The organism is SAR324 cluster bacterium (genome assembly GCA_029245725.1).
GTDB lineage: Bacteria > SAR324 > SAR324 > SAR324 > NAC60-12 > JCVI-SCAAA005.
The window spans coordinates 1-11,044 of sequence record JAQWOT010000089.1; the positions used below are offsets into that span (position 1 = coordinate 1).

Here is an 11,044-nt window from a genome sequence, read left to right on the forward strand (position 1 = left end):
CGAATCAGATTGAACAAAAATTCAAGGATGCTGTCCCTGAAAATGTGGAAGTGAATTACAAGAACTTTCAGGTCAATCTCCTTGATAAGTCGGTTGTGGTCGAGACCCTGAAGCTTGAGGACGACAAGGTGCGCGTTGAAATAGGTCTTGCCGAGGTCAAGACGGAAGAGTACTCCGGTGAAATGATACAGGTACAACTCAACGAGGTGATCTTGAGTGACAAAGAAAATGAGGAAATCTACAAGGCCCAGCAAGTAACCATTCAGGAGATTGATCGCAAGCAACTGGAAGAAACTACCAAGAACGCAACATTGAAAGATCTGTTTAATACGCTGAAGCGAGACGCCATTCGGCAAGTGGAAATGAATGAGGTGAGCGTCACCAAAAATGGCCAAACCACGACGGTTGATTCTGTGAAAGTTGAAACTCTTGGAGAAGGTAAGGTTTTTGGTGTCCAGGCTGAGGGGATTCGGTCAAAAGATGGCGAAAGTGAGATTGCCATTGCCTCTATAAACATAGATGAAGTTGAAGTCGATAGTGAAGACCAACTAACCCTGAATCAACTAAAGCTCGGTGGAATTCAGGTCAAGGAAGGAGAAGGTGACCTGACCATTGAGGACGTCTCAATTGATCAGGTTCGTAATCAACAGGCTAGTAACTTCAGTATGAAGCAACTCAACCTGCAGAATTTTGAAAATATCGAAAAGCTAAGTATCGAAAGCGCTGAAGCTCGGAACATTCCCTTGGTCAATTTGCTGGAGAATGAGATCGACCTACTTCAGCGCTTGCTGGGTGGAACGTTTGAAGGACTACAGATTCGTAATTTGTTTGTTCAGCCTGAAAATGAGGAAACTAAGCAAGTACGGGAGATTGATCTCGAGCAACTGGACTTTGGTACAACCGAAAATGGGCATCGCTACGTTCGAAACCTAAAACTGAACATCTTGGGAATTGTGATTAATCTCAGTGATTTCCCAGAAGATTTTGCGGAACAAGCCCGTAATTTTACAGAATCAGATGAAATCGGGATAAACCTCTTCCTTGATATCACGGGCAGTCATGAGCAGCAGGACTACGAACTGGGCATCGGTGTGGGATTAGAAAAGATGGCTGACCTGCACTTGGAGGGTCATTTTTCTAACGTCCCAATCGAGATCTTTGAATTTGAGAAGTACGATGACAGCGAGTTGGAGAGCATCCTTTCAGAAAAGTGGACCAAGATCGGAGTAGTGAAGTTGTTGGCCAGATACGATGAGCGTGGTTTTCTGGAGTACTCGATGGGCAAATTCAGCACAGAGTCTGGTTTCTCAAAAGCCACGATTGCTCGCCAGGTCGGTCAACAGTTTGAAAACACAGCAACTCGCTACAACCTCAGTGGCTCAGAGGAAATAGCCGGTGAGTTGGAAAAATTTGTTTTGGAACCAAAGACTCTCCGGATTGGATTCTTACCAGAAGCCCCGCTCAATTTTGAAGAAATCGCCATGTTGGCTCTGCTCAATCCCAGCCAACTCCAGCAGAAGTCAAATTTCTCTCTCCAATCCACTCCGGAATAAACTGGGTTTCTCGAACTCCCTTTGATCATTCTACCAAGTCAGTTTGTCGGATTTGATGGAATTTTACTCTGCTCGCTCACATTTGGCGTCATGGACTTACGAAGTATCCAGAATACTCCCTTAGTTTCTCATCGAATCTAACTCACTGCTGACCTGCAAAGAGGGGCGAATTCATTTCAGGAATCCTCTGTGGGTAGAGTAATCGATGACTCTGCACACTCCGCAACATTGAGAGCATGATCAACGAGTTCACGAGCTTGGGCCTTCGAGCCTTTTAGAGCCTGTTGGACTCTTTGGGGTGTCAGATGTTCTATAAACTCTTTGAGTGTGATCTCCTCCGGCTTTTTACCAATTTCTTTTTGTAACAGACGAAAGAGGTTGCGGGCACTGCTTTGTCCTTGGTTGTAGGCTGCGACGGCAAGTACCCGCTGCACTTCGGGCTTAGGCTTCCAAACGGACTTACCATAGCGCCATTCGGACTGCAGGTAGTGTCGGAATAGCAGTGTGGAAAGGAGAATGTTGGTCTCAATGTGAAAGATATTCCCAGGTTCTCCAGCATAGCTCTCCTCCAAGGTTGCGACATAGTGAGCATGAATCGGAGCATATGTAAGGGACAGAGGTCTACCTTGTCGAAGCCGGTTCAGCCTACGACGTATCTGTGAAGTCTTTGAGGCATAAGGCAGTTGTTCCTCCTGTAATCGTTTTTGTACTTCGGGAAGGAGTAGACTAGCTGAACGGGTAGGAACTACCATCTTTGGAGGCAAACTGAGATTTTGTGGTAGTTTTCCCTGGTATCCTAACTCTTTGAGAACTCCCTGCCAAGTGGGATCAGCATAGCGTTGCTGCAAATGATGTAATGCAGCGTTCAGCCGAGTTTGCTCTTCAGTGTCTTCACGTAGTAATTCAATCTGCTTGATGGCAATGCCCGTCAATTGACCAAGACCCCTTGCTCCACTGGCGCTGACAGCCTTGTAGTCCAATCGAGATTCTTTGAAGAACAAACAGAAGATGGTTGGGTAAGATACCTCCAGAAAGAAAGCACTAGTTTGGATCGCACTCAGCGTCCGAACTAGTGCCAGCTCTGGGAATCCATATTCTGACTGAGCAAGGAATCTCTGTAGATTTTCTTGAAACCAGTAGCTACTCAAAAAATAGTGGTGTAACTGGGTCTGGCTTCGTTGCCCTGGCAGAGCTTGGGTCCCCCAATGATAGTGCCAGCGTGCTAGGGATTCCTGAAGAAGTAAGTAGTTTGTAAAGCGTTCAACAGCAGGTGTAGTTGGTTGATCTAGTCGTAATTTCGGAGTGAAGGAACTCGACTGACGAGCAAAGTTTAACAAGCGTTCAGGAGTGTAGGCGGAAGGTTGCTGAAAGTGTTCAAGGGAAAGTGGTCGAGAAGGACGCACGGGTGAACCAAAATTCCCAGAAGGGTCTGGTTCGGGTAGGTGATATGAGGGGGAATAGTCGAAGAGTTGTTCTTGTTTGAGGGAGAGCAGTGATTGAGGCCAGAGCAGTATTGCCAAGGCACTGACCATCAGAATTCTTGAAATCAACTGCTTCCCTAATTGTTAGAACAAGGACATCTGCTGTACCTCTCGTTTGGGAGCCTGCTGTCCCCAGGTGACAGATACGGTTTTGATTCCACTCCGTGAGTCATAGAGCAACTCGCCATGCTCCAAGGCGTAGAGATGAAGATCACGAGTTACCTCGACATCGACCTTACAATATTCGATGATTTTATCTAACTTGTCTTCACGATACCACTGGAGTGCCTGCAATCCGTCAGCTGATTTGCCGGCTCCCAGTGTCGGTCGGGCGAGTGATTCTAATTTTAGGCGATGCCCGAGTAATTTCTTCAGTTCAGTCAGCATATCCAGATTGGGCAAGCCAGCTAGTTCTGTGCGTAGTCTTGTCCGCTGTTCCTGCTGGCCTGAACATTCACCGGCCAAGACGCGGTAGTCGAATTCCACGTGGTTAAAGCCCACGATCAAATCAGCCTTGCGGCAGTGTTCCAATAGTTGTGGCGCTTGATAGTCTAAGTAGACATGGTGTTGTTCATCGAAGCTGTCCCAGATCACTCCGACAGACATTCCCATGTCTTCAATATTATTCCAGCCGCCAACTTCCTCGGCTGCGCGCTTCGTTTCCAGGTCAAAGTACAGGATCCGTTCCATCGTTCCCCAGTGCAGGAAAGACACAAATGATTGATTACTACGAATTGTTGCAGGTGGCGCCGACAGCTTCAACCGAGGAGGTTCGCAAGGCATTCCGAAGGCTCGCAAAGCAATATCATCCAGATTTGCAGCAACACAAATCCGAGGCAGACCAGCGGGAAGCACAACGCCGCTTCGTGCAACTGACTCAAGCCTACGAGACCCTGAGTCATTCAGCAAAACGTCAAGCCTATGACTTACAGTGGCGGAGAACCACTCAGCAGGCAAAACACTCCCAAACACAACAAAAAGCCTCCACAAACACAAGTTCTTCACAGACTCGGAAGCGATCCTATGAGCACCCAAGGGAGGATTTCACGGATTTTGCTGAAACGTCGCTGGAAGATTTACTGAAAGATGTGGAAGGATTGCTCAAACAATTTGGTGTTCAGCGAACCGATCCCTTGGAACTCCTGCTAGATTGGGCTCGTCGGGTCTATCGCGAAGTGATGGAAGCCTGGCATGAAGAGAACTCCTCTACTCATTCTACTTCAGGCACAGAGCAATCTTGGTCGGGTGAGGAAACCTGCAGAACCAAAGAAGAAAAAACTCAGGCCCATGATGATCCACGGGCAGATATCGAAGCCGAATTGGAACGTCTTAAGCGTTATCAGCGGACGAATCGCAAGCAGCCTCGTCGTCAAACAGCAGAAACAGATGTTCATGATGAATTGGAGCGCCTCAAGCGCAAGTACCGTCCCTGAAATCCCACATGGAGAGATAGAATGTCCGCCAGTCTGACTGCTGCCCGAATCGCAGTCCTGATTCCTTGTCTTAACGAAGAAGTGACGATCAGCAAGGTGGTTCAGGATTTTCACAAGGAATTGCCGGGAGCTACCATCTACGTCTTCGACAACAATAGTACGGACCGTACAGCTGAACTTGCTGAGGCGGAAGGGGCAGTTGTTATTCCAGAGCGTAAGCGTGGCAAAGGCTACGTAATCGCCTCAATGTTCCGTAAGGTTGAGGCAGATTACTATGTGATGGTGGATGGAGACGACACATATTCTGCAGCACATGTGCAGGCTTTGCTGCAGCCGCTACTGGATGGAGAAGCTGACATGACCGTGGCTACTCGCTTGAACGAGTATGAAGAAGAATCTTTCCGCCCACTCCATGTCTTTGGCAATAATTTGGTTCGTAGCTTGGTCAACGGGATCTTTAACAGTAATCTCGCAGACATCATGTCTGGTTACCGAGGCCTTAGTCGAGAATTGGTGCAGAATCTACCGGTATTGGCCAGCGGTTTTGAAGTGGAAACAGAAATGACGATTCGAGTGCTGGATTATGGTTACACGATTCAGGAAGTAACAGTGCCCTACCGAGAGCGCCCAGAAGGTTCGTTCTCCAAGCTGAATACTTTTCGAGATGGCTTTCGTGTGTTGTATCAGATCGCCAGTATCGCCAGATCCTACAAGCCGATCTTGTTTTTTGGGGTATTGGCTTTATTTTTTGGCCTGATCGGTCTGATTGCGGGCGGAGAAGTGATTGTTGACTATGCGGTGGATGGCTATGTGAACAAGGTCCCAACAGCGATTCTAGCGGTGGGCTGTATGCTCCTCTGTTTTGGTAGCATTGGCATTGGTGCGATCCTCGATACACTCAATGCCCGTTTCCGTGAAGTGCTGCGTTTGCTACAGCGCAAATGAGCTGGTTTCTGGCGCACGTGTTGCTTAGAAGGTCCACGTGTAGGCTAGGCGAAATCCAGTAGGATCAACCAAGGCAACAGGCCCAACAGGCAATTCATTTTGAACTCCTTGTGGCCGCGGTGCTGCAGGATTCCAGACAGAGCGAGAGCCAATCAGAGCTCCAATCAAGCCACCAACCACGGTGCTGGTACCAATCGTACGAAACTGCTCACGACTGGTTCCTGGACGCAGAAAAGTGAACCAGCCCCCAAGCATCAGGCCTGTTCCAGCGCCATAGGCAACATTGCCAACGAGATTGCGACGCTCACTGTCGGCAATTTGCCGCTGTGCTAGTAAGTCAAAGCGTAAAGCGCTTTCGGAGTCGTCAGAGAAGGCGCTTTCATCGAGGTATTGTTCATCTTGCTGGACAGGCTCTTCAAAAGGATCGCCTTCTGAAACGGGCTCGGTCGCAAGAGGATCTTCCATGGTTGGCTCTAGCTCAAAATCCTGCTGTAATAGCGGATCGTTGGCCATGCCCTGATAGGGATCATCGAAAAATGCCTCTTCGTCGGCAGATCGAAATTCACCAAATGGGTCTTGCTGGGCCATTGCTGACCAGGGATTGAACGTAAGCAGCAGCAGGCAAAGCCAAATGGAAAGGTGTGAACGCATGCCAGATTCCTGAACAGCAGGGTTTGGAAGATGTTGCCTTGAAATGGATGCAAAACCCATTCACTCTCTGCACCAGACACAACCGGGTTCTGCTGGAAAACTCCAGCCTTTTGAAGAATATTGAGAACATGGATACGCTTATGCGACGTTTTTGGCCGGCGGTGCTGCTATTGATCTTCAGCCTTGGAACCCCAAAAATCCAGGCTCAGGAAACAGGTCCACTGCTGATGCAACAGGAACTGGGCTATACTTTGGCTGGTACAGTGGCCGGTGTTGGCTTGGGAGTTCTTGTCTGGTTCATGGACCCACTTAATCCAGATGTGACACTGCGTGATACTACAGTAGATGGACTAATTGTCGGTACACTTCTTGGTTCCATGTTCGGTTTTTACATACTACAGAATGCGTTGGTGGAGCCTGGTACCAATTCACTGCCCAGTGGTCTTGAAGATCTGCTGGGACAATCGAAGAGAGATCAATTGCCCAGCCCGGTTGCCCACACTGGCCTGACCATTCCCATGACTTGGAAGTTCTAAGGAGGCCTCCCATGAGCAAGTGCACCCGAGTGATCGCAATCTTTTTGCTACTTGCCTGCCTGTCCCAGCCAGTTGCCTGGGCTCAGCAGGCTCAAGAAGGCCCTGGCATTGAAAACTTTTTGGATGGAGCAAATGGTGGCCGTGGCCCCGTGATGCAGTCGGTCTTCTGGAACACTCTCTATGGTTCTCTCTGGGGAGCTGCGATCGGAGTATCCTATCACTTTCTCTCTGGAGCAGCATTTCGCGAAGCAATTTCAGGAAGTATGACCATCGGGGGTTTGATGGGCTATGGTCTTGGGCTTTATCTGGTCATCAATGGCTTCAGTTTTAACCAAAATCTGATGCCAGTGCTGCCAAAGCCAAATTTTGGCCCACCAACCGATACCCAGACTCAAGTACAGAACGAACAACCTACTGATCCCTTAGCTTTCTGGGTGGCTCCTTCAGAAGATGGTCAGTCCTGGCAGGCTGGCTTACAGTTGCGTTTCTGAAAGGCTTACGCTGAGTTCCAATGACCGGATCACGTGTCCGAGCCCTACTGCTGGCCCACTGGCAAGAGTCCTTGCTATTATTACTGCTGGGGCCCCTTGCCTTGTATTTTGCTCTCTCCAACTCCACCTCTGAATCACTGCCACTGCTGCCCTTGCCGGAGAGTCAGGTGCTGCAGTTGGAGCAGATTACTCTGCAGGATTATCGAAAAGATTTCAAACGTTGGACCTTAACGGGCCTTCGAGCTTTGATGGCCGAGGATAGTTCGATCATGAATGTGGAGCAACCTCGATTAAGACTGCATCCTAGTCCTGAAACGATACCATTCACAGACACGCTAGTACGTGCCAACGAAGCTTTGATCGACTGGCGGCAGCAGTTGGTGGAAATTCGTGGTGAGGTTGAGGTAGAACGTGATGGCAAACTATATTTGCAGGCAGAGCGTGCTATATACGATCTGCAGACAGAAGTACTACGGATGCCGGGAGAAGTACAAATGATCTGGCAGGGTAGCGATGTCGATGGTGCAGATTTGCGCTACGAACTGCAGACTGGATTGGTTGAACTCCACGGTGTGCATTATCAGCGTTGATTGACTTTCCAGTTTCAGGATGAACTTGAGGCAGGAAGATAGGCTTTTTCGTAATTCTGGGATGCAGGCTAAAGAAGGTAATGAGTGATTTCTATAGTTCAAAGGAACTTGAACAGCTAGCACAACGGGAAGTCCGGATTCTATTGCCGGAACAGACTGTGATCCGTCGTGATGTGGATCTTCAGCAACTAGAGTCAGGAGCTGTGCTACACCCAGGTACTCGCCTGCAGGGTCAGTCCACTCGAGTACTGGCAGGAGCCGAGATCGGCCCTGGAGGCTATGTGGTCTTAGAGAATAGTGTAGTTGGCCCAGGCGCAATCGTAGGTGCTCAAGGGCCAGTTTCCTTGCGGCAAAGCTGGGTCGGGCCGCAAACAATACTCGGCATGGGTGTCGCAGAAGAAGCTGTTTTTCTTGGACGAGAACACTCCGGAGCACCTCCAACCACAGGTGTCGGGTTTCGAGTTCGCAAGGGAAGCCTCTACGAAGAAGGTGCTTGCTCAGGTCAACATACTGACACTAAGATGACCCTGCTGATGCCGTGGGTGACGCTAGGGAGCAACATCAACTTCTGTGATGTTCTGCTTGCTGGAGGAGCTGGTGATCCACCGGGTCAATTCAGTGAGGTTGGTAGTGGGACGATCCATTTCAACTTTACTATTCGAGGTGACAAGGCAACAGCCTCCTTACTGGGAAATGTCTGTGAAGGTGTTTTCCTGCGTTCAGAGCGTCTTTTTATTGGAGGAAATTGTAGTTTGTTGGGCCCATTGTTAGCAGAGTTTGGGTCTTTTTCAGCAGCAGGAGCGCGTCTTTTTGGACAGTTAGCTTCGGGCCTGAATCTGGGTACTGCTCATTTGTCTGGACACAAGAACTATGATCCTCGTTGTTTCCCGAATTTACGTTGGCTTGTGTCAACTCAACTGCAATTCTTTGGTGAATTGGTTGCTCTTTTTCATTGGTACGATCAAGTTCGTGTTCGGATGGTGAGGGATGCTTTTCAAGAGAGTCTCTATCGCCAAGGCCAGTATATTGTTCAACGCAACCTGGAAGAACGAATTGCACAATTGCAACTGTTGACAGCACTGGTAACAGAGAATCAATCACACAGTGAGCGGCTTTTGCCAGAAGTTAAGCTAAAAGATCAGCGTGCTTGGTTGCAGAACTGGACACGAAGAAAAGAGCAATTACAAAGCTATGCTTCTACCCCAAAGTTGGCTCCTGAGAGTTTGCTCCAAGAGTTGGTGGATGCTGAAGGAACTTACACGAGAAGAATTCAGCAACTATCCCCAGCAACCGCAGAGGCAGGACAACGATGGCTTGAGGGCATCGCAAAACCATTTTGTGAAGGAGGGCTGGGATGAACCATCCAGCAAGCAAGTGGCTCTTGGCCATTGGCGCATTGTTTGGAGTTCTTGCGGTCCTGAGTGGTTCAATGGGATCTCACATGCTGCGTGGCCAATTAGAGGAGTTCAATGGCACTGCGAATTTTATCTTAGCCTCAAACTATCTTTTCTATCACGCAGGAGGCTTGCTCTTCACAGGCTTGCTCTTGGAGCGTTTGGAACGGCGAGGATTTTTGTATGTGGGAATCTTTTTCATAGTGGGTAGCTTCCTTTTCTGTGGAAGTCTCTTTACCTACAGCTTAACCGGTTTGCGCGGGGTGACCGCTATGGCTCCAATTGGTGGAGTGAATTTGATTCTTGGATGGTTGACACTGGTGGTGACCTGCGTACGCTTGCCTTCTTCCAAAAAACGCTAAATGGAGGATGCCTATGTGCCTGCACTGGTTCTCCAGCATTCATCCACAAAAGAGCCGGATTATAAATAATGCTCAGTTGCTGGTTGGATTCTTTCTTTTCCTACATACAAGCCTATTGGCTGCTCAGGAACTCCGCTGGAAACCATACAAGGGAAAGCCACTGGTGTTGGAAGGCTCAATTTCTTTGAAAGAAACCCTCTGACAGTTGGTTCAAGAATATGTCGATTCTCCACCGCCACTACGAATTTATGATGAGATCCCTGAAAAACTAACCGATGGTCGTCGCGAAGCTGTCCACCCAGAACTACTGTTTGAACTGCTCCTGCGGGAGCAAGGCTTAACAGCGATTCGCAAGCAGCGCGAATGGATCATTCTACCAGACCGTCAAGTCTGGTGGGAATGCCCATTCCGTAGAAAAATTCCGAGCCCTATTCCATTGTCAGAACTCCTTGTTAACTTGGCAGATTGGGGCAAAGTTCCCCTACGCTATGATGCCGAATCTCTGCCGCCAACCCTCAAGATTACAGAAAATTTTCGATTTGATTCAGTAGCCCAAGCCTTTGAACAGTTGGCTTCTCGCTATGATGCTGAATGGAACTACGATCAGGACACACATCTGATCAGTTGGCAGGCGCGTGAGCCAGAGGACCTGCTAGCGATTCCTCTTACCCTGGCTCCAGCCGATGCTACAGCTGACTTTTTAGAGCAACTTCCTCCTAGTACCCGCACTTCAATCACTGTCGACATCACGAGTCCTCGATTGCTGTTGCTGAGAGGCCGGCTCAGCGAACTGAGGCGTCTTGAACAGTTGGTACAGCAATTTGACCATACCTGGCAAGTGGAGGAGGCAGAGTCTATAGGACCAAATGTGAGTGTCAGTACAACAGAACCTGTAGTTGCGAGAGAAGAAATCACAGATACAGAACAGCTGCCAACCACTGCAGCGATGGTACTAGAATGGCTTCCTAATGATGTTCTCAAGCAACAGCTAGAAAGTCTCCGTTCTGGGCCAGCTGTACTATAGGAAGTCAATGTGTTCTGGGAGGTGGGCCAACGTCCAATTTCGCTCTGAATGGAAGGGCCAGCTGAAGGAATTACATTGCTAAGTGCCACTCTTGAAAAACTGGAGCAGGCTACTGCAAAACAAATGGCTGGAGAGTCATTGGTACCACAGGTGGCAGTCCCCAACATGCTGATGAGACTGAAACAGGAATTCAGGCGTTTTACACTGCGCTATCTGTCTGTGGGTTCTCGGATGATTACGGCAGAAGGACAGCAGAGTACGTTACCCAGCACAGAAGACCAACTGCGGGAATTTTTCCAGCAAGCCCCTGATTTTGTAGAGACTCAGCCCCAACCGTTGATCTTGCCAGATCGCCAGAACAATGCCTTACTAATTCGAGGAACCGAAGCACAGCTACAACTGGAAGAACTGAACTGATTGTGTTGTGGGATCAACCGAGCCCTTTGATTTGCATCGAAGCACATATTTTTGAAATCACAGAGAAAATTTCTCGGGAATTGGGGCTACGCTGGCGGGGCACTGGCGTTTCTGCTGATGGGGGACGCGCTCTGGAAGGCCCAGACTTTGGTATGAGTTGGAAGCGG

Annotated in this window: 14 protein-coding genes; 11 read left to right on the forward strand and 3 right to left on the reverse strand. The window is 48.9% G+C overall.

What is annotated here, in order from left to right; translation table 11 throughout:
- A partial coding sequence (locus P8O70_03825) for a hypothetical protein (protein ID MDG2196010.1) occupies positions 1–1,553 on the forward strand: 1,553 nt, incomplete at its 5' end.
- Positions 1,554–1,729: 176 nt separating this feature from the next.
- Here the strand turns inward: P8O70_03825 and P8O70_03830 are convergent.
- Positions 1,730–3,085 (reverse strand): hypothetical protein, encoded by a 1,356-nt coding sequence (locus P8O70_03830; GenBank protein ID MDG2196011.1) that lies wholly within the window; start codon positions 3,083–3,085, stop codon positions 1,730–1,732.
- Positions 3,086–3,118: 33 nt separating this feature from the next.
- Complete coding sequence (locus P8O70_03835; protein MDG2196012.1) at positions 3,119–3,724, reverse strand: ribonuclease H-like domain-containing protein; 606 nt, start codon at positions 3,722–3,724, stop codon at positions 3,119–3,121.
- 26 nt (positions 3,725–3,750) lie between these two features.
- Between P8O70_03835 and P8O70_03840 the strand changes: the two genes are divergently transcribed.
- Positions 3,751–4,467, forward strand: a complete 717-nt coding sequence (locus P8O70_03840; protein MDG2196013.1) for a DnaJ domain-containing protein — start codon at positions 3,751–3,753, stop codon at positions 4,465–4,467.
- Positions 4,468–4,488: 21 nt separating this feature from the next.
- Positions 4,489–5,412 carry a glycosyltransferase family 2 protein gene (locus P8O70_03845; protein ID MDG2196014.1) on the forward strand — a complete coding sequence of 308 codons (924 nt, stop codon included), beginning with the start codon at positions 4,489–4,491 and terminating at the stop codon, positions 5,410–5,412.
- Positions 5,413–5,436: 24 nt separating this feature from the next.
- Here P8O70_03845 and P8O70_03850 read toward each other — a convergent pair whose 3' ends face one another.
- Complete coding sequence (locus tag P8O70_03850; protein MDG2196015.1) at positions 5,437–6,063, reverse strand: hypothetical protein; 627 nt, start codon at positions 6,061–6,063, stop codon at positions 5,437–5,439.
- Here P8O70_03850 and P8O70_03855 point away from each other — a divergent pair.
- The 8 genes from P8O70_03855 (at position 6,054) to P8O70_03890 (ending at position 10,877) form a co-directional block, all read left to right on the forward strand.
- Positions 6,054–6,599, forward strand: coding sequence for a hypothetical protein (locus P8O70_03855; GenBank protein ID MDG2196016.1), 546 nt, complete (start codon positions 6,054–6,056; stop codon positions 6,597–6,599). The two genes, P8O70_03850 and P8O70_03855, sit on opposite strands and share 10 nt — an antisense overlap.
- Positions 6,600–6,610: 11 nt before the next feature.
- Positions 6,611–7,090 (forward strand): hypothetical protein, encoded by a 480-nt coding sequence (locus P8O70_03860; GenBank protein ID MDG2196017.1) that lies wholly within the window; start codon positions 6,611–6,613, stop codon positions 7,088–7,090.
- Positions 7,091–7,110: 20 nt separating this feature from the next.
- The gene (gene lptC, locus P8O70_03865; protein ID MDG2196018.1) at positions 7,111–7,680 is read left to right on the forward strand and encodes an LPS export ABC transporter periplasmic protein LptC; all 570 of its coding nucleotides are present in this window, start codon (positions 7,111–7,113) and stop codon (positions 7,678–7,680) included.
- An 80-nt stretch (positions 7,681–7,760) separates the two neighbouring features.
- The gene (locus P8O70_03870) at positions 7,761–9,038 is read left to right on the forward strand and encodes a hypothetical protein (GenBank protein ID MDG2196019.1); all 1,278 of its coding nucleotides are present in this window, start codon (positions 7,761–7,763) and stop codon (positions 9,036–9,038) included.
- Positions 9,035–9,436 carry a DUF423 domain-containing protein gene (locus P8O70_03875; GenBank protein ID MDG2196020.1) on the forward strand — a complete coding sequence of 134 codons (402 nt, stop codon included), beginning with the start codon at positions 9,035–9,037 and terminating at the stop codon, positions 9,434–9,436. Before P8O70_03870 ends, P8O70_03875 begins: the two co-directional genes overlap by 4 nt.
- Positions 9,437–9,449: 13 nt before the next feature.
- Positions 9,450–9,638, forward strand: coding sequence for a hypothetical protein (locus P8O70_03880; GenBank protein ID MDG2196021.1), 189 nt, complete (start codon positions 9,450–9,452; stop codon positions 9,636–9,638).
- Positions 9,639–9,641: 3 nt separating this feature from the next.
- Positions 9,642–10,460 carry a hypothetical protein gene (locus tag P8O70_03885; protein ID MDG2196022.1) on the forward strand — a complete coding sequence of 273 codons (819 nt, stop codon included), beginning with the start codon at positions 9,642–9,644 and terminating at the stop codon, positions 10,458–10,460.
- Between the two features lie 75 nt (positions 10,461–10,535).
- Positions 10,536–10,877, forward strand: a complete 342-nt coding sequence (locus P8O70_03890; GenBank protein ID MDG2196023.1) for a hypothetical protein — start codon at positions 10,536–10,538, stop codon at positions 10,875–10,877.
- Positions 10,878–11,044: the final 167 nt, after the last annotated feature.

Coding starts and splice junctions, on each gene's coding strand:
- P8O70_03830 (MDG2196011.1), bottom strand. CDS start 3,085: ATGGTCAGTGCCTTGGCAATACTGCTCTGGCCTCAATCACTGCTCTCC.
- P8O70_03835 (MDG2196012.1), bottom strand. CDS start 3,724: ATGGAACGGATCCTGTACTTTGACCTGGAAACGAAGCGCGCAGCCGAG.
- P8O70_03840 (MDG2196013.1), top strand. CDS start 3,751: ATGATTGATTACTACGAATTGTTGCAGGTGGCGCCGACAGCTTCAACC.
- P8O70_03845 (MDG2196014.1), top strand. CDS start 4,489: ATGTCCGCCAGTCTGACTGCTGCCCGAATCGCAGTCCTGATTCCTTGT.
- P8O70_03850 (MDG2196015.1), bottom strand. CDS start 6,063: ATGCGTTCACACCTTTCCATTTGGCTTTGCCTGCTGCTGCTTACGTTC.
- P8O70_03860 (MDG2196017.1), top strand. CDS start 6,611: ATGAGCAAGTGCACCCGAGTGATCGCAATCTTTTTGCTACTTGCCTGC.
- lptC (MDG2196018.1), top strand. CDS start 7,111: ATGACCGGATCACGTGTCCGAGCCCTACTGCTGGCCCACTGGCAAGAG.
- P8O70_03870 (MDG2196019.1), top strand. CDS start 7,761: ATGAGTGATTTCTATAGTTCAAAGGAACTTGAACAGCTAGCACAACGG.
- P8O70_03875 (MDG2196020.1), top strand. CDS start 9,035: ATGAACCATCCAGCAAGCAAGTGGCTCTTGGCCATTGGCGCATTGTTT.
- P8O70_03880 (MDG2196021.1), top strand. CDS start 9,450: ATGTGCCTGCACTGGTTCTCCAGCATTCATCCACAAAAGAGCCGGATT.